The sequence below is a fragment of the Heyndrickxia sp. FSL W8-0423 genome (genome assembly GCF_038009395.1).
GTDB lineage: Bacteria > Bacillota > Bacilli > Bacillales > Bacillaceae_C > Heyndrickxia > Heyndrickxia sporothermodurans.
In genome coordinates, this window is sequence record NZ_JBBPBE010000001.1 from 3,527,049 (window position 1) to 3,552,524 (window position 25,476).

Below are 25,476 nucleotides of genomic sequence, written 5' to 3' on the forward strand. Positions count from 1 at the left end.
ACCCATTAACTCGGTTTTTATTTAACTTTCATTTCCTTTTTTAAATTCCTCGAGTCGACGATAAATCGCAGCTAAACGTTTCTCTTCTCCTGCTTCGACTGGCTCATAATATTTTGTACCTTTTAAATTACTCGGCAGATACTCTTGATGAACCCAACCACCGAAAGTTCCAATCGGTGTATCATGGGGATATTTGTAACCGACATGACCTAAAACTTTTGAACCGGCGTAATGTCCATCACGCAAATGCTTTGGAATATCGCCAACTTTTCCATTACGAATATCTGTTATTGCTTTATCTAATGCTGCATATGCTGAATTGGATTTTGAAGATAGACACATTTCCACGACCGCAACAGCTAATGGAATACGTGCTTCCGGAAGCCCCAATCGCTCACTTGCTGTCACTGCAGCTAATACGTTTGTACCGACTGACGTATTAGCTAAGCCGATATCCTCAAATGCGATAACAAGTAAGCGGCGGTTAACTGCAACTAAATCACCAGTTTCCAATAAATGTGCCAAATAATAAAGTGACGCATCCACATCACTACCTCTAATACTTTTTTGCAAGCTGGAGAGTAAATTATAAAAGTGAGATCCTTTTTTATCTCCATACACACCTACGTTTCCAACTAAGTCATCGATTGTTTGGTCTTGAACAATATATGTATCATTTTCTTTATTGGATGAATACACAATTGATTCAAGAAGGGTTAATGACTTCCTCGCATCTCCACCTGAACCAGAAGCGATTTTTCTTAATTGGTCTTCGGTTATTTGGATTGACATTTTCCCCAATCCTTTATTTTCATCGTGAACAGCACGCTGTAATAACTCATAAATATCCTCTGAAGTTAATCGTGTTAATTGCTTAATTTGTCCGCATCGGCTGCGAATCGCTGGATTGACATCATGAAACGGATTTTCGGTCGTCGCTCCAATTAAGATAATCGAACCATTCTCAACATGTGGCAATAAATAATCTTGCTGCGCTTTATTAAAACGGTGAATTTCATCTAAAAATAAAATCACTTTTCCCGTTAATCTTGTTTCATCAACAACCATCTCTACATCTTTTTTCCCGGATGTTGTGGCGTTCAATGCAATAAAAGGAATTTTAGTCGTTCCCGCAATCGCATGTGCAATCGATGTCTTCCCTATGCCCGGTTCTCCATACAAGAGCACCGATGGAACATGTCCATTTTTTATCATTTTATAAAGGCTTGTTTGTTTGCCGATGATTTCCTTTTGCCCAACAATTTCATCAATTGTTGTCGGTCGCATTCGAAAAGCAAGTGGTTCTCCGTACACATTTACAGCCCCCAAACAAATATTTAATATCAATTATAACTTTAAAATTGTAGGTTGAAAATTTATACGCCTAATAATAGCAAAAAAAGGGATGTCGAGTAATTAACATCCCTTTTTTATTTACTATTATGCTGCAACATCCCTTTTCATAAATACACCAAATGCCAGTACAATAAAAATAATAAAGTATACGAGCAGCGTGATAATGGAGAAACCGAGTGTCATTCCTTCTACAAGTGGGATGCCATCAAAGTATTGCATTAAATTTGTGTTGGCGAATAGAATGAATTTTGCCCATTCGAATTTTGCTGCAAGGAGCTGAGTAATGTTTCCGCCCATGAGTAGAAGGAATACGGAAATCCCAATTGCTAAAGAGCTGTTACGGAATACGGCTGATATCATAAATGCCATCGTAATTAACATGATTACATCAATGGAGGATAATAAATACGTTTTGATTAAATACCATAGCATGTTTTGTTCAACGACATGTCCATTAGTATAGGCAAGGTGAACATTATCTCCACTTCCGGAACCAAACAAGATAAATCCGACAATGGCCGAAGTGACAAATAGGATTGCTAACATGAAAATGCCAAATACGATGACAGTTAAATATTTTGATAGTAATATTTTTGATCGTTTTAGCGGGCGGATTAATAATAGTTTAATTGTCCCCCAACTAAATTCGCTTGCTACGATTCCCGCTGCAATAATAATTGTGAATAAACCAACGAAGGAAATAAACATCGTATTATCATTAATAAATGAAAAACCGCTTGATTGATCAGATGGTGCCATATTATGTGCAAGACGATATTTGTTTATTTCAATATTTTTTTCATAAAATTTTTTTGCACTTGCCGCTGTTGCCGGCATTTCTTTAAGCTGTTGTTCATCTGCTTTAATCTCAGCAGTTACTTCCGCTTTCCAATCTCTTTGCGTACCTTTATCCAATTTTCCTTCATAATATTTTGTTAATGCTCCACTGCCGATGACACCTAAGATGATTAAGCCAATCATCACATAGGAACCGGCACGCTTGAATATTTTAATCCATTCATTATAGACAAGATTAAGCATGTGCTACTTCCTCCTTTGTAATTTCTAAGAATCGGTCTTCCAATGATTTAGAAATGAGTTTTACTTCATAGATTCGTATTCCTGTTGAAACAAGTGTTTGAATAAAATCCGGAACTTGTTCTTTTTCTAATTCTACTTCAATTCCATGGTCAATTTGGGTAAATGAATATCCGCTAATTGACTCAAGTGTTGCACCACTATCTATTTCTATAAAATACTTTTGCTTCTGATCTTCATACACAAAGTCGTGGACGTTTTGCACGTCGATTAATTTTCCTTTTTGAATAATCGCAATTCGATCACACATCATTTCCATTTCCGATAATAAGTGACTGGAAACGATAACCGCCATGCCTTTTTCTTTTGATAATTTCCGTAAATGATCCCTAATTTCTCGGATTCCCGCAGGATCAAGGCCATTGGTCGGTTCATCAAGGATCATTACTTTCGGATCATGCAGTAGACTTTGTGCTAATCCTAATCGTTGTCTCATACCTAATGAATAAGTTTTGACTTTGTCGTTAATACGATCTTTTAAACCGACAAGTTCAATAACTTCATTTATTTTTTCTTTCGTAATTCCTTTTATCATCCGCGCATACTGCATTAAGTTTTGATACCCTGTTAAAAACTTATACATTTCCGGATTTTCAACAATCCCGCCGACATTTCGTAATGCTTCCTCATATTCATTTTTTACATTCTTTCCACAAATGACGATATCACCTGATGTAATCCCCATTAGTCCTACAATCATACGAATCGTCGTTGTTTTACCTGCACCATTCGGTCCTAAGAAACCGAATACTTCACCTTCGTTTATCGTAAACGATAAATTATCAATAATTTTTTTGCCTTTAATTACTTTCGTTACATTTTTTAATTCAACCGCTGATTTCATCATTTGTTTCCTCCATTCAACTTAATATTATCCAGTTTCTTTTTAAACATTTTAGAAACAGATAACTCCCTCCTTTAGTTCGCCTTCAACGTTTCTATAAAATTATGTACTATCAAAACAGTACACTACTGCAAAAATAACCGTCAATACCTTTTTTGGAAATTTTTTCACCTTCTCTAAATAAAAAAACCGCCATTGGCGGTTTTTTATAATTTTTCCCAGTAAAAATCTTTTATTTATCTTTGACACGCTTTAGCGGAATATCTTTTACTATTTCCTTAACAACATAGCTTGCCATGAATAATCCGGCTGTTGATGGAACAAAAGCATTCGATGAAGGCGGCATTTTTGCTTTACGGATTTCTGCTTCATCATTCCCAACTACTTTTCTAACATCTTCGCGAATAATGATTGGACTTTCATCTGAAAATACAACAGGAATTCCTTTGCGAATTCCTTCCTTACGAAGCCTCGTACGAATGACTTTAGCAATTGGATCTGTATGTGTTTTGAAAATATCAGCTATTTTCAGTCTTGTAGGATCCATTTTATTCGCCGCACCCATACTTGAAATAATTAGAATATTACGTTTTAAGCATTCTTTAATTAAATGAATTTTATAAGAAATCGTGTCGGATGCATCAACGATAAAATCCGGTTGTTCTGCGAAAAACTGCTCATATGTTTCTTCTGTATAAAACATGTTCAAAGAGATGACTTCGCATTCTGGATTAATATCCTTGATCCGCTCCTTCATTATGTCGGCTTTCGGTTGTCCAATTGTAGAAAGCAATGCAGGCAATTGTCGATTTATATTTGTAATATCTACTGAATCTTTATCAACTAAAATTAATTTCCCGACGCCGGATCGTGCCAACGCTTCAACAGCAAACGATCCAACTCCACCTATACCAAGTATGGCAACCGTACTATTTTTTAATTTTTCTAATCCTTCTTTTCCCAAAGCTAATTCATTTCGTGAAAACTGGTGAAGCACATGTATCATCTCCAAAATTCTACTTTATCTTCCTTGGATAAGGATAAACAATTTGTCGCTTAAAATCAATATTTGTCCAATTTAGTGCAAAATAAAAACCCTCTATAAAAGAGAGTTTAAGTTTCAATTAAAATGATAAGCCCCAATCATGCCGTCGCAAAATCCTAGTGTTTTGAACCCGCACTTGGCAGGTGGGTGTTCTGTTTCAGCTTTATACGTCCTTTATAAAAAGGCATGTATGCGGCATGAAAACGCCAAACTCCCGTAGGTAATATGTTCGGTCAAAACGAATAGGTACAAAAACGAACACATCAGGACTTATCGTATTATTTAAATAGTATCATAGGAATTTTATTTTTTCAATATTACTATAGTTGGAAAAATCATACGATATTTGACAAAAATCTCATTATTTATTTTTCTTTAAGGTTCAAAGAAAGATGTAAGTCTTGTAATTGTAGCTCACTTACCTCGCCTGGTGCTTCAGTTAACAAGCAACTTGCACTCGCTGTTTTTGGAAAGGCAATTGTATCGCGTAAATTTGTACGTCCAGATAATAGCATAACAATTCGATCCAACCCTAAAGCAATTCCACCGTGTGGAGGTGTTCCATATTCAAAAGCGTCCAAGAGGAAACCAAATTGTTCCCTTGCTTGCTCCTCTGTAAATCCAAGGACTTTAAACATTTTTTCTTGAATGTCTCTTTCAAAAATACGTAATGATCCACCACCTAACTCATAACCATTTAGAACTAAGTCATATGCTTGAGCTTTTACATTTTTCGGATCACTTTCAAGTTTTTCGATATCTTCTCTAAAAGGCATCGTGAATGGGTGATGAGCTGCATAGTAACGTCCTTCTTCTTCGTCATACTCAAGTAATGGCCAGTCTGTTACCCACAGGAAATTAAATTTGGATTCGTCAATTAGCCCTAGTTCTTTACCAAGTTTTAACCTTAGCGCTCCTAAAGCATCTGCAACAACTGAGGTTTTGTCTGCAACAAATAATAATAAGTCACCCGTAGATGATTCTAATATTGATTTGAACTGTTGTTGCTCCTCTTCGGAGAAGAATTTTGCAATCGGTCCTTTCAAACCATCTTCTTCCACCTTTAGCCATGCCAAACCTTTGGCACCATAACGTGATACAAATTCAGTTAGACCATCAATATCTTTTCGAGAATATTTAGTAGCTCCGCCTTTCACATTGATTGCCTTCACTTGGCCACCATTTGTAACTGCAGCTGAAAATACTTTAAATCCCGATTCTTTAACTATTTCAGATAAGTCCACTAGTTCCATTTCAAAACGTGTGTCAGGTTTATCTGAACCATATCGACTCATCGCTTCATCATATGTCAATCTTGGTAGCGGTGTACTGATATCAATCCCTTTCACATCTTTCATTAATCGGACCATCATTTTTTCCGTCATATCCATAATGTCTTCTTGACTATAAAAACTTGTTTCAATATCAATTTGTGTAAATTCTGGTTGACGATCTGCACGTAAGTCCTCGTCACGGAAACAACGGGCAATTTGATAGTATTTATCAAATCCGGAAACCATTAATAATTGTTTAAAAATTTGCGGTGACTGTGGCAACGCATAAAATTCACCCGGATGTACGCGACTAGGTACTAAATAATCACGTGCTCCTTCAGGAGTACTTTTTGTTAAAATTGGTGTTTCAACATCCAAAAATCCTTCTTCATCTAAAAAGCGACGAATCGTTTTTGTCACATCATGACGCATTTTAAATGTTTCATACATAACAGGCCTGCGTAAATCAAGATAACGGTATTTTAAACGAACATCTTCAGCGACTTCTGTTTTATTTTCAATCATAAATGGCGGTGTCTTTGCTTCATTTATAATTGTCACCTGGTCGACTTTAATTTCAATTTTCCCGGTCTTTAAGTTTTCATTTACTGTTGAAGCATCTCTTGCTACGACTGTACCTTTAACATCTAATACATATTCGGAGCGAATTTTTTCCGCAATAGCAAGAGCTTCCGCAGAAATATCCGGGTTAAAAACAATTTGAACGATTCCTGTTCGGTCGCGTAAATCAATAAAAATTAATCCACCAAGGTCTCTTCTTTTCTGCACCCAGCCTTTTAGTGTAATACTTTCACCAATATGCTGTTCTGTTACTTCACCACAATAATATGTTCGTCCAAACATTCTATTTATGCCCCCTATTTACTTAGCTGTATAAATTGATTTACAAAATCAGTTATAGCCACTTCTTTTTGCTCACCGGTTTCCATGTTTTTTAGATTAATGATCCTTTTTTGAAGCTCATCTTCGCCTAAAATAGCAACATATTTCGCGTGGACACGGTCAGCAGCTTTAAACTGTGCTTTCATTTTTCGATCAAGATAATCCATATCAGCCGAAAAACTATGTTGTCTTAATTGTTGTAATAATACAGCCGCTTTAAGTTTTGCCTCTTCACCTAATGCAACGATAAAGCAATCAACTGGATTTTCATATGGCAGTTGAATATTTTCTGCTTCTAACGCGGCAAGTAAACGTTCAATACTTAACGCAAAACCGATTCCAGGTGTTTCAGGTCCACCCATTTCTTGAACTAATCCATTATAGCGACCACCGCCACAAAGTGTTGTAATGGCACCAAAGCCTTCTGCACTACTCATAATTTCAAACGCAGTGTGATTATAATAATCTAACCCTCTAACAAGCGTTGGATCGACTTCATACTCGATTCCTAATTCTTTTAAATACAATAAAACTTTATCAAAATAGGCTTTTGATTCATTATTTAAATAATCTAATATTGAGGGTGCTGACTTCATCAGTTCATGGTCGCGGTCTTTTTTACAATCCAAAATACGAAGCGGATTTTTCTCAAGTCGATTTTGACAATCAGAACAAAATTCTTCAATTCTAGGTTGAAAATGATTGATTAAAGCTGTTCGGTGAGAAATTCGGCTTTCTTTATCACCCAAACTATTAATAACAAGTTTCAATGACTTTAACCCTAGTTTTTTGTAAAGGGTCATCGCTAAAGAGATCACTTCTGCATCTATTGCCGGATCTTCGCTGCCAAGTGCTTCGACTCCAAATTGTACAAATTGACGGAATCTACCTGCTTGCGGTCTTTCATATCGAAACATCGGACCATTGTAAAATAGTTTCACCGGTTGATTCGGTTGGCCGAACATTTTATGTTGAGTAAATGAGCGAACAACAGATGCTGTTCCTTCAGGCCGTAATGTTAAACTTCTCCCGCCACGATCTTCAAATGTATACATTTCTTTTTGAACTATGTCTGTCGTATCTCCTACACCTTTTTGAAAGAGCTCTGTATGTTCAAAAATCGGTGTACGGATTTCTTTATATTGATAGGTTCTACAAATTTCTTTTGCCGTATCTTCTACAAACTGCCATTTCTCAACTTCGCCAGGTAATATATCCTGGGTACCGCGAGGAATTTGAATTGACATAATTGGCTCCTCCTTTTTTATGTAATGACTCTGTTAAAATAGGCTGTTGATTTCCGCTCCAGATGCTCGCTTTCCGCGGGCGGTCCGGGAGCCTCCTCGGTGCTAAACGCACCTGCGGGGTCTCCCGTTTACCGTTTTTCCCGCAGGAGTCTCGCATCTTCTGCTCCAATCAACATAGCATTAAACTAGACAATTAACTTTAACAAAGCCTATGTAATATAAAAAAACAACCCTCAATCCCTTGTACTAAATACAAGGGACGAGAGTTGTTTCCCGTGGTGCCACCCTAATTGAAGCAAAATGCTTCCACTCGAAACAGTTAACGCCTGTTCTACGTTCATCCCTATTAAGATAAATCCGTTCAGGATGAAACCTACAAAGTGTTCATTCATTAAGTCATCATGTAGAAATGCTTTCAGCCTAAGACATTTCTTCTCTTTTCATGTGTTTCTTAATTACTGTGCTTTATCATTGGTTTTTTATAATTTTATATTTATTTATATAATAATACGAGGCTAGTTCCACGTTGTCAAGGTACGCTTTGAGAAAAAATTTCATGACCGCTCTAATTTCTTTTTCAATAATTTTACATCTCCTAATGATAGTCCAAATTCGGATGCAAGCTCCATGGATGAAGCTTGATTTTCTTTTTGAATAAACTCATGTAAATTGGTTCCAAAAATTTGATTACTGCCATCTGATACTAATTGGTTTTTTTCATTAGCACGCATGTTCATTCTCCTTACTTTTTTGGCTATGTTAATACGTAATTTCCAATAAATTTTTCTTCACATTTCGAGTGAAAATACCACGAACTAGCTTTAGTTAGCTTTTATTCAATCCGTCGAATAGGTGAGAAACTCCTCAAAAATTAACTAGAAGTATCTTTTGTTGTCATATTGTTAGTGTATCCAAACAACGATTTTTTCTTTCTTAAAAAAAGGAGTTTTAAGTATTTTCGAGAATTAAGAAAAGGACAAGTTATTTACCAACAATGAGATTCAAAAGGTGGTGTTTAAAACAATTGAAGAAATGCGTTTTCGTATTCATTATTTTTTTATTAGTCGGGACAATAATAACTTCTAAGCCAAAGGCATATGCAGATTCACAAAAGGTAACGGTGAATGCCAATATTTTAAACATTCGTAGCGGTCCCGGGCTTTCCTATCCGATAATACAAAAAGGAAAAGCAGGAGATCGCTTTACATTGTTGCAAACGAAGGATGATTGGTACGAGGTCCAATTGTCTAATGAAAAAAAGGGTTGGGTTGCTAGTTGGTTGGTAACTGTTAACAGTCAGTCAAAAGCTACATCCGGAATTGTAACTGTTAATGACTTAAACTTGCGTACCTCTCCTGAACTATCAAGCTCTATTATCCAAAAACTGCAGACTGGTCAGCGTGTCCAAATTCTTGAAACAAATAATGAGTGGTTTAAAATCACCGTAGAAGGTTCTACGGGTTGGGTGAGTAGTAACTATATTCGATTGACTTCAAAAAGTTCGGTTACAAGTAATGGAGAAATGGTGACTATTTTAAACAATGGAACAAACTTGCGCAGCGAACCTTCTATTCAGTCTAGTATTGTTGAAATCGGAAATAGTGGAGAAACGTTTTCTGTCATTGAAAAAGAAAGTGATTGGTATAAAATTAAACTTAACGGAGGCAAGACTGCTTATGTAGCATCCTGGGTCGTTTCATCCACCGTAAAAATGAATCGAACCAAATCTAATAAAGTGAATACAAAAGGTTTAAAAGGAAAAACGATTGTCATTGATCCTGGACATGGTGGAAGAGATTCAGGGACGATTGGAATCACAAATACACTTGAAAAAAATGTAACACTTAAAACAGCTGAACTTTTAGCAGATAAGCTAAGAAATGCTGGGGCTAATGTATTTTTAACTAGAGAAGATGACCGATATGTTTCCCTGCCTTCAAGGGTAAGTGTCTCCAAAATCAATCATGCGGACGCTTTTATTAGTCTTCATTATGATAGTATTAATGATCAAAGCATTACCGGACATACGAGTTATTATTATTATTCAATGCAAAAAATACTTGCACAAAAGATTAATCGCGGCATTTCCAATGAAACGAATATAAATGACCGTGGCGCTCGATTTGGAAACTTCCATGTTATTCGTGAAAATACTCAACCTGCCGTACTTTTAGAGCTTGGATATTTAAGTAATCCTATACAAGAAATAGCAATCAATAGCCAGGATTACCAGGAATCGATTACGAAAGGAATTTATAATGGATTAATTGATTATTTTAAATAAAGGCTTTGTTAAAGTGCAGTGTTGATATAGACTCCAAGTTGATTGGAGCAGAAGGTACGAGACTCCTGCGGGATCAGCTGGACAGATGAGACCCCGCAAGAGCGAAGCGATGAGGAGGCTCATCGCCAGCCCCGCGGAAAGCGAGTACCTGTAGCGGAAATCAACAATCTAGTTTAAAAAAGAGAGCAATTATGGTATTATTCCCTACTCGGAAATAAAACCAATTGCTCTCTCTTTTAACTTTCTACAATTAATGTTACAGGTCCGTCATTTATAAGCGACACATCCATCATTGCGCCAAATTGCCCTGTTGCAACAAAAACACCTTTGTCCCTTAACATATGATTAAAAAGATTGTATAAAATTTCCGCCTTTTCAGGTTTCGCGGCATCCATAAAATTCGGACGTCTCCCTTTTCTACAATCACCATATAACGTGAACTGTGAAACTGATAGAATTTGTCCGCCTACATCTAATAACGAATAGTTCATCTTTTCATTTTCGTCTTCAAAGATGCGCAAATTGACAATTTTATCAGCAAGATATTTAACATCCGCCTCTGTATCATTATGAGTAATACCTACAAGTAATACAAAACCATTTGTAATTTCTCCGACAACCTCACCGTTCACTTTAACATTCGCTTGTTTACTTCTTTGTAAAACGACTCTCATTACTACATAATCCCCTTTAACTCATTATCCGTCGGACAGCATAAATATCAGGAATTTGTTTTATCCGTTCAACAACTTTATGAAGATGACTAATATTTTGTATAGAAATAGACATAAGAATTGTTGCCATTTTATTTCTATCTGACCGTCCACTAACAGCAGTAATATTTGTCTTTGTTTCATTAACAGTTTGAAGAACTTCGTTTAATAAACCTCGACGATCATAACCTGATATTTCAATTTCTACATTATATTCTTTACTGTTCGTTCCATCTGTTTCCCATTCAACTTCAATTAATCGATTTTGTAAATCTTCGGAAGTAACATTCGGACAATCCGTGCGGTGAACACTAACGCCGCGTCCCTTCGTAATAAAGCCGACGATATCGTCACCCGGCACAGGATTACAACATCTGGATAAACGGATAAGTAAATTATCAATCCCTTTAACTGTTACACCTGTAACCCGTTTCTTTTGCTTCGTAGGTGTTTTCATCTCAGAAACGATTTCATTCACCGCTTCTTCTTGATCACGTTTTCGTCTTAATTTTTCCGTTAAGCGATTCGCAATTTGTAATGCAGTAATTCCGTTATATCCAACGGCAGCATACATATCTTCTTCATTCATAAAATTAAATTTTTCAGCAACACGTTTAATGTTTTCATTTGTAAGGATTTCTTTTAAATCAAAATCCATATTTTTAATTTCTTTTTCTACTAGCTCTCTGCCTTTAATAATATTCTCTTCTTTTCGCTGACGTTTAAAAAATTGGCGAATTTTATTTTTTGCTTGTGAGGTTTGAGCCATTTTAATCCAGTCTTGACTTGGACCGTAAGAATGTTTGGAAGTTAAAATTTCAATAATGTCTCCAGTCTTTAATTTATAATCAAGTGTGACCATTTTCCCGTTTACTTTGGCTCCAATTGTTTTATTACCAATTTCCGAATGGACACGATAAGCAAAATCGATTGGAACGGAACCTGATGCCAACTCAATTACATCACCTTTAGGCGTAAAGACATACACCATATCCGAAAACAAATCTATTTTTAACGATTCCATAAATTCTTCAGCATTTTCAGATTCATTTTGGAATTCCAATATTTCTCTAAACCAAGATAACTTTTTTTCAAAAGAAGTTTTACTATTAACAGTTTTTCCTTCTTTATAAGCCCAATGGGCAGCAACCCCGTATTCCGAAATTCGATGCATCTCAATTGTCCGAATCTGTACTTCTAAAGGATCTCCTTTAGGGCCGATAACAGTCGTATGAAGAGATTGGTACATGTTTGGCTTCGGCATCGCAATATAGTCTTTAAATCTACCTGGCATCGGCTTCCAACATGTATGAATAATACCTAATACAGCATAGCAATCCTTAATACTATTTACGATAATTCGAACAGCTAATAAATCATAAATTTCATTAAATTGTTTATGCTGAAGAACCATTTTTCGATAAATGGAGTAAATGTGTTTCGGACGACCAGAAATTTCTGCTTTAATTGATACATCTTCAAGTCGTTCATTTACTTCTTCGATTACGTCTTCCAAATATTGCTCACGTTCAGCACGCTTTCTCTTCATCAAATTTACGATTCGATAATATTGCTGCGGATTTAAATAGCGTAATGCAGTATCTTCTAATTCCCATTTGATTTTCGATATACCAAGACGATGTGCTAAAGGTGCAAAAATTTCGAGAGTTTCGTTTGCAATTCTGCGTTGTTTTTCAATCGGTAAATGCTTTAGCGTTCTCATATTATGAAGACGGTCGGCAAGCTTGATCAAAATGACACGAATGTCTTGGGCCATAGCAACAAACATTTTGCGATGGTTTTCCGCTTGCTGCTCCTCATGTGATTTATACTTAATTTTCCCAAGCTTTGTTACACCATCGACAAGCATGGCAACTTCTTCATTAAATGTTTCCCGTAATTCGTCTAGTGTCACTTCCGTATCTTCTACAACATCATGTAAAAAACCGGCAGCAACAGTAGAAGGATCCATTTCCAAATCGGCTAAAATACCCGCTACCTGCACAGGATGAATGATATACGGCTCACCGGATTTCCGAAACTGCTCTTTATGTGCTTCTGCAGCAAACTCAAAAGCTTTTCGGACTAATGAAACATGTTCTTCATTTAAATATTCAGTTGTTCGTTCAATCACTTGCTCGGCGGATAATATTTGATCCTTCGCCATATATAAAATCACCTTTAAATTAGTAGTGTAAAATTAGTATGAATGGAATAAATAATAAGTCCATTTTTAAAATGATTATAATTACTATTATCGAAAAAAAATTGAATAAAGTAAAGTGGTTGTGATAGATTTTTCTCGAAAATGACGAATTATTGTCGATTAACTAGCAATTATTGTCTTTTATTCTTAACTATACGATAAAAAGCACTCGCAAAGAGTGCTTTCTTACTGTAAAAAATTAGTATTTCATTAATGTTAAAACATCATAACCTTCAAGTTTTTTTCTTCCTTCAAGATATGAAAGTTCAATAAGAAAGGCAATACCCGCAACAATACCTCCGAGTTCCTCAACTAATTTAATCGTTGCCTCAATGGTTCCGCCAGTTGCAAGTAAATCGTCTGTAATCAATACACGTTGACCAGGTTTAATGGCATCCTTATGTATTGTTAAAGCATCTTTCCCATACTCTAAACCATACTCCACTTTAATCGTTTCACGAGGAAGTTTTCCCGGCTTTCTTACAGGGGCAAATCCTACTTCAAGTGCATATGCAACTGGACAGCCAATTATAAAACCTCTCGCTTCGGGTCCTACAACAAGGTCTATCTCTCTTTCTTTTGCATATTTTACAATTTGGTCTGTTGCGTATTTGTATGCTTGTCCATTATCCATTAAAGTCGTTATATCTTTAAATACTATGCCTTCTTTAGGCCAATCTGGAACAATAGTAACGTATTGTTTTAAGTCCATTGCTTTATTTCCTCCTCAAGCTTCTCAGAACAAGTCATTCTTTCATCAAACCATGATTTTAGGTCTTGATAGGATGAAAATAACAATTCATTTTCTAACTTAATTTTTTCTAATTTTTCTTGGTAGGTTATCGACTCCAATAAATCCCTTTTTGAAGGAACATGATTGAGTGAAATAAGCCCATTCTCTATTGTAACAAAATTTAATTCAAAAAACACCTTTGACATAAAATCAATTGTTTCTACCGACCAACCACGATGCGCAGCTAATTCTTCCCCAAACTTTTGTAAATTAAATGATCCTCGCTTTCTTAAAAAGGCATAAAACCATTTAAAATGCTCCCGAGTCGGAATCGTACTAAAAAAGTGGTTTTGTTTTTGGTAAAAATACGTATAAATGCGCGCTGGTTTACATTTTTTTATAAATGTTTCTAATATTTCTTTATTTGGTGGGAAATCAAGCAAGACGATGTTTCCGCCATTTATATCATCGTTCTTTATTTCGTTTAAATCCTTCAAGTGAATAATTTCACCATTTATTTCACCTTTAGGAATTTTATTAAGTGTTTCTTCATTAAAAACAATAAAGAAGCTATTTGTTTCTGGAATATCTTGTATCCATTTTTTCAATGGTTTGTTGCCTCGTACATCGAAAAGTTGCCACTCATCTATACATAAATCCTTTAAAAAGATTTGCGGTTTCCGATTATTATTCCATTCATTGATCGCCAATTCACCTATTACGGAAACGGTAGCTAACGGAGAAATATCGCGTGCATAATTGCCTAACCCAAATCCTACTCCATCCAATTCGATACCCGATTTTTCAAGTACTACTTTTAAATGGTTATGATCTGCACCAATTTGCCGAATTTGCTGAATTGACACATCCTTCACTAATACTTTCGGCTTAGGGTTTGCCATTCCATATGGTTCAAGTAAGCGAAGTTGTTGGATCGATTCAAGATGAATATCTTCTAACGGAATAGTGGCATCGATTTCCGTTAAAGGAACAAAGTCCTCTTTCGTTAAAATATCTCGTGCTAACTCATTTAAACGTACACGTAAATCTGCAACATCATTTATATTCAACGTCATACCCGCTGCCATCGTATGTCCACCAAAATGGGGTAGAATATCCCGGCAGGTAGATAAATTTTTAAATAAATCAAATCCTGCAATACTGCGAGCAGAACCCTTCGCTAAATTTGTCGTTCGGTCATAACTTAAGACGATTGTTGGGCGATAATATTTATCAACTAATCGGGACGCGACAATCCCGATAACTCCTGCGTTCCAACCTTCTTTACCTATAACTAATACATAGCTATCTTTTAAATCAGAGTTATTTTCAACCATTTCCATTGCTTCATTCGTTATTTCATTGACGATAGCTTGGCGTTCTTTATTCATTTCATCAATTTCTTTTGCAATATTTAAAGCTGCCTGACGCTCATTACTCAAAAGTAATTCGACTGCAGGATCGGCACTATCCAATCTACCAGCCGCATTTAAGCGTGGACCGATGACAAATCCTATCGTTTCCTCATTTATATCTGATTGTTTTGTATTGGTAATTTCAAATAATGCATGTAAGCCCGGCCGCTCTGTTTGGGATATTTTTTTCAACCCCTGTTTAACGATCAATCGGTTTTCTCCTCGCAAAGGAACTAAATCAGCGATTGTCCCAATTGATGCTAAATCTAACAAATGTTCCGGAACATGTCCATATAATGCGTGTGCAACTTTAAATGCTACGCCAACACCAGCAAGTTCTTTAAAAGGATAAATGCTTTCAGGATGATTCGGATGAACGATCGCCAAGGCATCTGGCAAAATTGGACCTGGTTCATGATGATCCGTAATAATTAAGTCCATACCTAATTCTTTTGCGACGCTGGCCTCATGTATAGCTGCAATTCCGGTATCAACCGTAATAATTAGCTTGATTCCAATCGATGAAGCCCAGCGAAATGCCTCTTCATTTGGGCCGTATCCTTCCGTAAATCGGTTTGGGATATAAAATTCAACATCCGCACCTAAATCTCGTAACACAGTCATCATCACAGATGTACTTGTCACACCGTCGGCGTCATAATCGCCATATACTAAAATTTGTTCGCCTTCATCAATTGCTAGACGAATTCTCTTAACTGCTTTTTCCATACTATGAATGAGAAATGGGTCATGAAAAGCCTCCCCTTCACTAAATAAAAAGAGACGAGCTTCTTCTAGTTCAGTAATTCCACGATTAACCAATAATGTGGCTACGAGCGGAGTGATGTTTAATTCTTTTACGAGATGTTCTTTAGCATTTTCTTCTGTATTCCGTACAATCCAACGGGTTTTTGACTTTAACATATTTACACCCCTTTAACCTTTCCTATTATACAATTTACAAAACTTGCTGTCACTAATGATTGAAGCGGTTAACATTAGAAGTAACTTCCATCAACCTTTCGTAAAATAATAAAAAAAGCTATCTGACTTTGATTCATCAGATAGCTTTTTTATTATTATACTTGAGGCTCATCAGACCATTTACGTTTTTCTTTTACTGTTTTAAGAGGTCCTTTTTTCTTTAGTTCACGCTTTTTAAATACGTACCAAAGCTGTGCAGCAATGAAAATCGAAGAATAACAACCCATAATCAAACCAACAAGTAAGGCAATCGAGAAGTTTCGAATTGACTCACTACCGAAAATAAATAATGCAGCAGCCGTAATAACAACTGTTAATACAGTGTTAATTGAACGTGTCATCGTTTGGCGTAATCCAACATTTACAACTTGTGCGATATCTTCATCCGTTTTGAAACGTCCTTTAAATCTTGAATGATCCCGAATACGGTCAAACGTAACAATCGTATCATTGATCGAGTAACCAATAATGGTCAAGATCGCTGCAATAAATGTTAAATCAACTTCAAGTCTTGTAATACTAAAGAATGTTACCATCAAAAATGCATCATGTAATAACGCGATAACCGCTGCAACACCCATCCTCCATTCAAACCGTAAAGCTACATAAATGATGATTCCGATTGCCGCAAGAATAAGTGCAATAAACGCATTTTTCGCAAGTGCCTTCCCAACAGTCGGAGAAACAGTACTTACATTCGTTGGACCATATTTTTTTGTGAAATAATCAGTAATATGCGCTACTTCTGATTTGTTAAAAGTGTCTTTAAATCTCATAGCACCAATCTCATTTTTATTCCCTGACAAAACAATATCTTCTGGAGTCAATTTTAATTTTTCCAAATCAGATTGTAACTGTGATTCTGTTAAAGATTGTTTTGCGAGAACATTTACACGGGTACCTTTTGTATAATCAATACTTAAATTCAAGCGGAAAACCGATAATGCGATGATTCCTATAATAGTCAGCACAATGGAAAACACAAAAAATTTATTATGATGTTTAACAAAATCAAAGCGGTCAAAATGTGTTGAAAGCTTATGTGCATCCATATTTTCCGATATATCATGAATATCCTTTTTATTTACACCAAACCAGCCCGGTCTTTTCTTAAAGATATTACTATTTACCCATAAACCTAATAATAGTCTAGTACCGTAAACGGCTGTAACAAAGCTTAGCAAAATACTTATAATTAAAAGGGTTGCAAAACCTTTTACAGAGCTTGACCCATAAACGAATAATATAACAGCAGCTAAAATCGTTGTAATATTCGCATCAAAAATCGTCATAAATGAGGATTTATTTCCTGCTGCAAAGGCAGCCTTAACCGATCGGCCAACTTTTAATTCCTCTTTCACCCGTTCATAGGTGATAATATTCGCATCGACGGCCATACCGACCCCAAGGATCAAGGCGGCAATTCCCGGCAAGGTTAAAACTCCATGTATTAATTGAAATACGAGCAATGTTAAATAAATATATATTGCAAGTGTAACGACGGCAATAAAGCCTGGGAAGCGATAATAAATTAACATGAATAAGAATACAATAGCAACCCCAATAATTCCTGCATCAACCGTTTGATTTAGCGCATGCTCACCAAATTGCGCACCAACTGAATTTGAATATGTTTCTACTAGTTTCACAGGAAGGGCACCAGCTTTTAGTAATGAAGCAAGGTTTTGAGCTTCTTCTACCGTAAAGTTCCCTTCGATTGTGACCGTATCCGTATTAAATACTTGATTTACATTTGGATTTGAAAGGAATTTAGGATTTTTCTTCGTTACTTCTTTTTTATAAGAATCTTTCCCTTCTTCAAAATCAAGCCAAATAATTAATTGGTTATTTGGGGCCATATCCAATACTTTCTTCGTCACATCATGGAATGTTTTACGATCCTTTACTTGTAAAACTACATTCGGTTTCCCTGTTTCAGTATAGGATTGTTTCGCTTTCCCTTCTACTAAATCCGTTCCATCCATCAATTTTTTATCATTTACATCACGGAAAGAAATATTAGCAGTTGTAGCTAATATATCGCGAGCTTCTTTTTGGTCTTTTACCCCAGCAAGCTGAACACGAATCTGGTCTTTCCCTTCAATTTGGATACTCGGTTCATTTACGCCTAGTGCGTTAACACGTCTGTCCAATGCTTCGACGGTGTTTTTCAACACATCACTAGTAATTTTTTGGCCTTTTTTGGCAGGCTCAACTTTATAAAGAACTTCAAAGCCGCCTTGTAAATCCAATCCGAGGTTAATATGTTTCAAAATCTTATTAGTTGTTCCGCCCATTAATCCCGCAAATAGTAGGACAATTAAGAAAAAGGCGACGATACGACTTCTTTTTACCATTATGTAAATCCTCCCTAGCAAATTAGAAAAGCACCACAACTTATATGTAGCTTGGCTAACAATTATAAAAATAAACAGTTATTAACATTATGAAGTAGAAAAAAAAATGTGTCAATTTTTCTTTTTATTTGTAGATATTTCGCAAACTAATCATTTGGTTTCAATAATTCCTGAAGTTCATCCTCATTTAATTCGGCAAACCAGTTTGGTGATCGGTAAGCCTCAATTGCCGCAAAATTCATAAAATCTCCTGCTTTTAACGCGAGAATATCTGATACAAGCTCGTGAATATGAATCTCGCTTTTTCTTTTTTTCCATTTTTTCTTCGTTAAGTACTTCCACAATTCTTCCATTGTTACATGTTCATATCCCATTAAATCAAACTCATCTAATTTGCTTTTTAATGCTGGTTCTAACAAATTAAAATATTTATCGTATAATTGATCGACTTCCCGCATCCCCTTTCGCCCCTTCAAAAAAAATGAACTTGTCATGCTTTGTCCACTATGTTGCATATACATTTTATTGTATATGAAAATCCTGTATTTGAGAAGGTAGGTAAACATGGATGTCAAAGTTTTTAAAAGGAACAATGATTTTATTAATTGCCGGACTTTTTACAAGGGTCTTAGGATTCATAAATCGAATGGTCATCGCACGCTTTATCGGAGGAGAAGGTGTAGGCCTTTATATGATGGCTTTTCCTACCTTAATGTTAGTTATTACAATAACACAGCTAGGTCTTCCTGTAGCTATTTCGAAATGTATTGCAGAAGCAGCAGCTATTGGGGACAGACAAAAAATAAAAAAAATTCTTGCCGTTTCTTTAACGATTACCGTTTCCTTATCATTAATTTTTACACCTGGACTTATATTATCGGCGCCCTATTTAACGAAAACTTTATTTACAGACTCAAGAATTTATTATCCATTAGTGGCAATCTCTCCGATCATACCAATCGTAGCGGTTTCAGCCGTTTTAAGAGGATATTTTCAAGGAATGCAAAATATGAAACCGTATGCTATATCACAAGTACTTGAACAATCTGTACGAATTATTTTAATCGCCGTCCTAACAACAGCATTTTTACAATACGGAATAGAATATGCGGCCGCAGGAGCTATGATTGCTTCCATTGTTGGTGAACTCGCATCACTTGCCTATATGTTTACGATGTTCAAATTACGGAAGAAATTTAAAGTGCGAAAGAAGTTTTTTCAAGCAGTTAGCGCTGGAAAGGAAACCTTTTATGAACTAATGAGAGTTGCATTACCGACAACTGGTAGTCGTTTTATCGGAAATATTTCATGGTTTCTCGAGCCAATTGTTGTATCACATGCTCTTGCTATCGCTGGATTAACCGCGGCCCTTGCTACAAAAGAATATGGCGTTTTAACTGGTTTTGCATTGCCGTTACTTATGCTGCCATCCTTTGTTACGCATTCACTTTCTACCGCACTGGTTCCTGCTATAAGTGAAGCGACATCTCAACGAAATTTTTATTTAGTTGAGCATCGCCTTCAACAAGCACTTCGGTTTGCACTTCTTGCTGGGGGAATATCAGTCGTTATTTTATATCTTTTTGCAGAGCCAATCATGCAAATGATGTATGGATCTACAAATGGGACAAATTTAGTTAAATTGATGGCACCATTTTTCATTTTTCAATATTATCAAGGCCCATTACAAGCGACTTTGCAAGCTTTAGATCTTGCAAGAGCAGCGATGATTAATAGTCTTCTCGGGGCTGTTGTAAAACTTGGATTAATTTTTGTCCTTGCCTCAAAACCTGACTTTGGAATTACCGGGGCAGCTTTAGGAATAATGACCAGTACTTTATTAGTCACTTTACTGCATTTTGCTACAGTTATTAAAAAAATTCAATTCACCATTTATGTGCGTGAGTATTTTAAATTTATCGTTGGTACAGTCTCAACAGGATTAATTGTTTTTTGGTGGAAGGAACACTTTTTATTACACGGAAGTATATTTGTTAAATTGATTATCGGGATCATTTTAACTACTATTATTTATCTAGTATTCATGCTTTGTACAAAGCTTATAAAAAGGGCTGACTTAGCTTATATTCCGATCATAAAAAGGTTTTTGTAGAAGGGAAAAACATTTTTCCCTTCTACATAGTGAAAATATTTTTCACTCCTTTTCATCTTTTAAATCGATAAAAAACTCACCATCTTGAAAGCTGCAAAATGAAATTTGCTGAAGATCCTTATACCCTCTTTTTCTTAACTCACGACGTAACCATATTTCTGAAACATTTTGATTTGCTAAATTCTCTTGGGATATTTCCCCATCTATAATTAGTGGTAATGTAAAAGTTTTCTTTTGTTTCTTTTTATTATCCTTTTTAATAACAGATAGTTCACCTGATGTTTCTAAAATTGCATACTCCACATCAGCAATGTTATTAATATCCTTTTGTCGTAATTGCATTAATAAATCATCAAAATTATAACGTTGCTTTTTCATTGCCTTTTCATCAATTTTTCCCTTCCGAATAATAATTGATGGTGTCCCATCGATTAATTGACGAAATTTAGGAACCTTTAATGAAATAAGTGCAAATCCGACCTGAATTCCAAGTAATATAACCATTGGTTCGATCGTATGTGCAATCGGTTCTTTATGATTTTCAATTGCTACAGCTGCTAATTCACCGATCATAATGAAAATAACGAGATCGAGTACACTTAATTCCCCAATTTCCCGCTTGCCCATAAATCTAAAAATAATCAATATGACAAGATATAAAACAACGGTTTTCCAACCAATTGTAAAATAGTGATAAAGATCCATATCCATATCCAATATCCTCCTATACACATTCACTCGCCATTAGTATGACCATTTTTCTTTTTAACATTTTGGAAAAGCTTGTTAGCGCTGATAAGACATTCTTTAAATAATTTATTCTAATTTTAAAACTTGTGAATATGCTTGTACTAAGGGACAGAACTATTTTATGAAGGGAGAGACGAACAATCGGAACAAAAAAATTAGGATCTAGTATTTTATACGGAATATTAACTATATTTGTTTTAATCACGATATCAAGCTTAATCTTGTCAACTATTTTGCGATATTCTGAAGTTCAAGAGAATTCCGTTAAATTATTAGTGACAATAATTTCGTTTATTGCATTATTTATTGGAGGATTTGTTTGCGGCGGCAAAGGACAACAAAAAGGGTGGATTTCAGGAAGCCTCACTGGAATTACTTATACATTAATAATCTTTCTTTTTCAATTTCTTGGGTATGGAAATATTTTTTCAGGAGAACAACTGATTTATCATATTTGTTATATTGTAACAGCGATGATGGGCGGGGTATTAGGAGTTAATATTATGAGTGATCATACGAGGAAAGCATAATCACTTTGATAAGATAAAAGAGAAGTACGTCAAGTACTTCTCCTTATCTTTTATTATTCAGCAGTTTGAGCAGTAGCAGCTGATTCCACTACCTCTCTGATAGCTGAGCGGTCATACGTTAGACGACTGCCATCGCCGCATTTGATGACAATTTGTCTTTCGTCAATCGCATCAACAATGCCGTGTAAACCACCAATTGTAACTATTTTATCCCCTTTTGATAAATTGTTTTGCATCATTTGAACATTCTTTTGTCTTTTTTGATTTGGTCTAATGAGCAAAAAGTAAAATAGCACAAACATTAACAAAATGGGTAGTAATCCACCTAAACTTTGCATTAATCCCCCTCCTTCCTTTAGAAGTTTTTCGCATCCGGACGGTTAAATCCATATTGCTCAAAAAACTCTTCCCTGAAATCACCAAGTCTGTCTTCTTTAATAGCTTGTCTGACTTGTTGCATTAATTGTATCAGAAAATGGAGATTATGGTAAGTTGTAAGTCTAATTCCGAAAGTTTCGTCACATTTTATTAAATGGCGGATATAGGCACGTGAATAATTTTGACATGTATGACAATTACAATTTTCATCGAGTGGTCTAAAATCTCTTGCATACTTCGCATTTTTCACGACCAATCTGCCGGTACTCGTCATACATGTTCCATTGCGACCAATTCTTGTCGGTAAAACGCAATCAAACATATCAATGCCTCGAATCGCCCCATCGATAAGGGAATCCGGTGAGCCAACGCCCATTAAATATCTTGGTTTATTCGTTGGCAGTAATGGTGTTGTAAATTCAAGCACCCTGTTCATAACATCTTTAGGTTCCCCTACTGACAAGCCACCAACTGCATAGCCGGGAAAATCAAGTGAAGTTAAGTCCTTGGCACTTAGTTTTCTTAAATCCTCATATTCTCCGCCTTGAACAATACCGAATAAACCTTGATCCTCTATTCGAGAATGCGCGGATAGGCAACGTTCCGCCCAGCGGGATGTTCTTTCTACCGATTTTTTCATATAGTCATGTGTTGCCGGAAATGGTGGGCATTCATCGAAAGCCATCATAATGTCCGAACCAAGTGCATTTTGAATTTCCATCGATTTTTCTGGTGAAAGGAATAACTTATCGCCATTTAAATGATTGCGGAAAAATACACCTTCTTCTTCAATTTTGCGAAAATGACTTAAACTAAATACTTGAAATCCACCGGAATCGGTTAAAATTGCTTGATCCCAATTCATAAATTTATGTAGTCCGCCGGCTTCTTTGACAATTTCGTGTCCAGGTCTTAGCCAGAGGTGGTACGTATTGCTTAAAATAATTCCTGAACCTATTTCCTTTAACTCCTCAGGTGACATGGTTTTAACAGTTGCTAATGTCCCTACAGGCATAAACATCGGCGTATCATAGGAGCCATGAGGAGTATGGATTTTCCCAAGACGTGCACCAGTTTGTTTACAAGTCTTAATTAATTCATATTTAATTGCCGTCAAAGATAATTCTCCTTCCAAGTTAAAAAAACAAAAACTCTTAAATAATTAACATTGCATCTCCAAAACTGAAAAAACGGTATTTTTGATTTACTGCTTCTTCATAGGCATGTAGTACATGTTCTCGCCCTGCTAATGCACTAACAAGCATGATTAACGTTGATTTAGGTAGATGAAAATTTGTGATCATCCCATCAATCCCTTTAAACTCGTAGCCAGGGAATATAAAAATATCTGTCCAGCCGCTAGTTGAAACAATTTGCCCATTATTTGCACTGGCTATTGTTTCCAATGTTCTCGTTGATGTAGTCCCAACTGAAATAATTCTTCCACCTTGCTTTTTCACATTGTTAATAAGTTCAGCTGTTTCTTCGTTTACTTGATAAAATTCAGCATGCATCGAATGCTTATCAACATCTTCTACACTAACCGGTCGAAAAGTACCAAGACCAACATGTAGAGTAATAAATGCGATATGGACACCCATATTTTTAATTTCTTCAAGCAACTCTTCTGTAAAATGTAACCCGGCGGTAGGAGCTGCAGCAGAACCGCTCTCTTTCGCATAGACCGTTTGGTAACGATCGCGATCATCTAATTGCTCCTTAATATATGGTGGTAATGGCATTTCACCAAGTGCGTCCAATACTTCGTAAAAAATACCTTCATATTGAAATTCGAGGATTCTTCCACCGTGTTCCTTTTCTTCGATACAGGTTGCTTTTAACTTCCCATCTCCAAAGATGATTTCCGAACCAATTTTAATTCGCTTCGCCGGCTTAACAAGTGTTTCCCATCGATCATCTTCGGTTTGTTTTAATAACAAAACCTCTATCTTTGCTCCTGTATCCTCTTTTATACCAAAAAGTCTTGCAGGTAATACTTTCGTATCATTTAATACTAAACAATCACCTGGTTGTAAATACTCGGTAATATTTTTGAAAACGGTATGCTTAATATCTCCTGTTTCCTTATTTAATACCATTAAACGACTATCTGAACGGTTTTTTAACGGTGTTTGTGCAATTAAAGATTCTGGTAAATTAAAATCAAATAAATCAACTTTCACTGATGTCACCTTCATATTATGATATATTGGTCGGAACTTCCATTTGAAAATGATGGTACACAAGGTTTGTAACGATTCTTCCTCTCGGTGTACGTTGTAAAAATCCAATTTGAAGTAAATATGGTTCATACACATCTTCAATCGTTTCAGCCTCTTCACCGATACTTGCGGCAATCGTCTCAAGCCCAACGGGACCACCGCGGAATTTTTCAATAATTCCTTTTAATAATTTATGGTCAATATGATCAAGTCCTAAACGGTCAACCTGCAACAATTCTAGCGCATGATCAGCTAAAGACTTAGTAATTACGCCATTCCCTCGTACCTGAGCAAAATCTCGGACACGGCGTAATAATCGATTGGCAATCCTCGGGGTTCCCCGTGAACGTCTAGCGATCTCGATCGCTCCAATCGTTTCAATTTTAGTATTTAATATTTCTGCCGTTCTTATAACAATATCTGTAAGCTGTTGTTCAGTGTAATATTCTAATCGGGCTAACACCCCAAATCGATCCCTTAAAGGAGCAGAAATGGCACCCGCTCTAGTCGTAGCGCCGACTAGGGTAAACGGTGGTAAATCCAAACGAACGGATCTGGCACTTGGTCCTTTTCCAATGACAATATCCAAGCAAAAATCCTCCATTGCAGGGTAGAGAATTTCTTCAATGGAGCGTGGTAAACGATGAATTTCATCGATAAATAGTACATCACCAGGCTCCAGTGCGGTGAGAATAGCAGCTAGATCTCCCGGTCGCTCAATAGCAGGACCGGAAGTCGTTCGAATATTCACTCCCATTTCATTAGCAATAACGGTTGCTAGCGTCGTTTTTCCTAGCCCGGGAGGTCCGTATAATAAGACGTGATCTAACGTTTCACGTCTTTGTTTTGCTGCTTCAATAAAGATTTCTAAATTGTTCTTTACCTTATCTTGGCCAATATATTGCAGCAAAGTTTGTGGACGTAAACTTAATTCAAACGTTTCCTCTAGTTCAGTGGCTTCCCCAGAAACCATCCTCTCTTTCTCCTCCATTAAACTCCCTCCTTTGTCGAAGATCTAGTTACA

General features: G+C 36.1%; 21 protein-coding genes, 1 other RNA gene and 1 other annotated feature. Of the genes, 3 read left to right on the top strand and 19 right to left on the bottom strand.

The genetic code is table 11. The features are described from left to right. Positions 1–21 precede the first annotated feature (21 nt). The 8 genes from MKY81_RS18115 to MKY81_RS18150 form a co-directional block, all read right to left on the bottom strand. Positions 22–1,314 (bottom strand): replication-associated recombination protein A, encoded by a 1,293-nt coding sequence (locus MKY81_RS18115; protein WP_341118452.1) that lies wholly within the window; start codon positions 1,312–1,314, stop codon positions 22–24. A gap of 126 nt (positions 1,315–1,440) precedes the next feature. Beyond that, entirely contained in the window at positions 1,441–2,397 is a 957-nt protein-coding gene (locus MKY81_RS18120) for an ABC transporter permease (protein ID WP_341118453.1), read from the bottom strand. Continuing rightward, the gene (locus MKY81_RS18125) at positions 2,390–3,298 is read right to left on the bottom strand and encodes an ABC transporter ATP-binding protein (protein ID WP_066227299.1); all 909 of its coding nucleotides are present in this window, start codon (positions 3,296–3,298) and stop codon (positions 2,390–2,392) included. The genes MKY81_RS18120 and MKY81_RS18125 overlap by 8 nt, the downstream gene beginning before the upstream one ends. Before the next feature lie 232 nt (positions 3,299–3,530). Next, entirely contained in the window at positions 3,531–4,295 is a 765-nt protein-coding gene (locus tag MKY81_RS18130; protein WP_341118455.1) for a tRNA threonylcarbamoyladenosine dehydratase, read from the bottom strand. Positions 4,296–4,430: 135 nt separating this feature from the next. Continuing rightward, positions 4,431–4,616, bottom strand: a non-coding RNA gene (gene ssrS / locus MKY81_RS18135) — 6S RNA. A 92-nt stretch (positions 4,617–4,708) separates the two neighbouring features. Next, positions 4,709–6,481 (bottom strand): aspartate--tRNA ligase, encoded by a 1,773-nt coding sequence (gene aspS / locus MKY81_RS18140; RefSeq protein WP_107920071.1) that lies wholly within the window; start codon positions 6,479–6,481, stop codon positions 4,709–4,711. Positions 6,482–6,495: 14 nt separating this feature from the next. After that, positions 6,496–7,767: a histidine--tRNA ligase gene (gene hisS / locus MKY81_RS18145; RefSeq protein ID WP_107920072.1), complete on the bottom strand. Its 1,272-nt coding sequence runs from the start codon at positions 7,765–7,767 to the stop codon at positions 6,496–6,498. Between the two features lie 252 nt (positions 7,768–8,019). Then, positions 8,020–8,248: a binding site (T-box leader), on the bottom strand. A 73-nt stretch (positions 8,249–8,321) separates the two neighbouring features. Then, positions 8,322–8,498 carry a hypothetical protein gene (locus tag MKY81_RS18150; protein WP_165797806.1) on the bottom strand — a complete coding sequence of 59 codons (177 nt, stop codon included), beginning with the start codon at positions 8,496–8,498 and terminating at the stop codon, positions 8,322–8,324. 293 nt (positions 8,499–8,791) lie between these two features. Between MKY81_RS18150 and MKY81_RS18155 the strand changes: the two genes are divergently transcribed. Continuing rightward, positions 8,792–10,051 carry an N-acetylmuramoyl-L-alanine amidase gene (locus tag MKY81_RS18155; RefSeq protein ID WP_341118457.1) on the top strand — a complete coding sequence of 420 codons (1,260 nt, stop codon included), beginning with the start codon at positions 8,792–8,794 and terminating at the stop codon, positions 10,049–10,051. Positions 10,052–10,287: 236 nt separating this feature from the next. Here the strand turns inward: MKY81_RS18155 and dtd are convergent, their stop codons facing one another. The 6 genes from dtd to MKY81_RS18185 form a co-directional block, all read right to left on the bottom strand. After that, positions 10,288–10,725, bottom strand: a complete 438-nt coding sequence (gene dtd / locus MKY81_RS18160) for a D-aminoacyl-tRNA deacylase (RefSeq protein WP_066227286.1) — start codon at positions 10,723–10,725, stop codon at positions 10,288–10,290. 16 nt (positions 10,726–10,741) lie between these two features. Beyond that, positions 10,742–12,931 carry a RelA/SpoT family protein gene (locus MKY81_RS18165; RefSeq protein WP_066227280.1) on the bottom strand — a complete coding sequence of 730 codons (2,190 nt, stop codon included), beginning with the start codon at positions 12,929–12,931 and terminating at the stop codon, positions 10,742–10,744. Positions 12,932–13,169: 238 nt separating this feature from the next. Next, positions 13,170–13,682, bottom strand: a complete 513-nt coding sequence (locus tag MKY81_RS18170) for an adenine phosphoribosyltransferase (RefSeq protein WP_066227277.1) — start codon at positions 13,680–13,682, stop codon at positions 13,170–13,172. Then, positions 13,673–16,042 carry a single-stranded-DNA-specific exonuclease RecJ gene (recJ, locus tag MKY81_RS18175; protein WP_108070405.1) on the bottom strand — a complete coding sequence of 790 codons (2,370 nt, stop codon included), beginning with the start codon at positions 16,040–16,042 and terminating at the stop codon, positions 13,673–13,675. Before recJ ends, MKY81_RS18170 begins: the two co-directional genes overlap by 10 nt. A gap of 155 nt (positions 16,043–16,197) precedes the next feature. Beyond that, positions 16,198–18,459 (bottom strand): protein translocase subunit SecDF, encoded by a 2,262-nt coding sequence (gene secDF, locus MKY81_RS18180; RefSeq protein WP_341118461.1) that lies wholly within the window; start codon positions 18,457–18,459, stop codon positions 16,198–16,200. Between the two features lie 146 nt (positions 18,460–18,605). Then, positions 18,606–18,917 carry a post-transcriptional regulator gene (locus MKY81_RS18185; protein ID WP_066227482.1) on the bottom strand — a complete coding sequence of 104 codons (312 nt, stop codon included), beginning with the start codon at positions 18,915–18,917 and terminating at the stop codon, positions 18,606–18,608. Between the two features lie 110 nt (positions 18,918–19,027). On the opposite strand from MKY81_RS18185, the gene spoVB reads away from it, so the two are divergent. After that, positions 19,028–20,572: a stage V sporulation protein B gene (gene spoVB / locus MKY81_RS18190; RefSeq protein ID WP_341118465.1), complete on the top strand. Its 1,545-nt coding sequence runs from the start codon at positions 19,028–19,030 to the stop codon at positions 20,570–20,572. 42 nt (positions 20,573–20,614) lie between these two features. Here spoVB and MKY81_RS18195 read toward each other — a convergent pair whose 3' ends face one another. Further along, positions 20,615–21,277, bottom strand: a complete 663-nt coding sequence (locus MKY81_RS18195; RefSeq protein ID WP_425319816.1) for a DUF421 domain-containing protein — start codon at positions 21,275–21,277, stop codon at positions 20,615–20,617. 212 nt (positions 21,278–21,489) lie between these two features. On the opposite strand from MKY81_RS18195, the gene MKY81_RS18200 reads away from it, so the two are divergent. Beyond that, on the top strand, positions 21,490–21,852 hold the full coding sequence (locus MKY81_RS18200; protein WP_308810739.1) for a TIGR04086 family membrane protein: 363 nt from the start codon (positions 21,490–21,492) through the stop codon (positions 21,850–21,852). A 53-nt stretch (positions 21,853–21,905) separates the two neighbouring features. Here the strand turns inward: MKY81_RS18200 and yajC are convergent, their stop codons facing one another. Genes yajC through ruvB form a run of 4 tightly spaced genes read right to left on the bottom strand, consistent with a single transcriptional unit; the run spans position 21,906 to position 25,443 of the window. Further along, complete coding sequence (yajC, locus tag MKY81_RS18205) at positions 21,906–22,190, bottom strand: preprotein translocase subunit YajC (protein ID WP_107920079.1); 285 nt, start codon at positions 22,188–22,190, stop codon at positions 21,906–21,908. Between the two features lie 17 nt (positions 22,191–22,207). Beyond that, a complete protein-coding gene (gene tgt / locus MKY81_RS18210) occupies positions 22,208–23,347 on the bottom strand; it encodes a tRNA guanosine(34) transglycosylase Tgt (protein WP_108070395.1) in 1,140 nt (379 codons plus the stop codon). A 37-nt stretch (positions 23,348–23,384) separates the two neighbouring features. Next, complete coding sequence (queA, locus tag MKY81_RS18215) at positions 23,385–24,413, bottom strand: tRNA preQ1(34) S-adenosylmethionine ribosyltransferase-isomerase QueA (RefSeq protein WP_066227257.1); 1,029 nt, start codon at positions 24,411–24,413, stop codon at positions 23,385–23,387. Between the two features lie 16 nt (positions 24,414–24,429). Next, positions 24,430–25,443 carry a Holliday junction branch migration DNA helicase RuvB gene (gene ruvB / locus MKY81_RS18220; RefSeq protein WP_066227254.1) on the bottom strand — a complete coding sequence of 338 codons (1,014 nt, stop codon included), beginning with the start codon at positions 25,441–25,443 and terminating at the stop codon, positions 24,430–24,432. Positions 25,444–25,476: the final 33 nt, after the last annotated feature.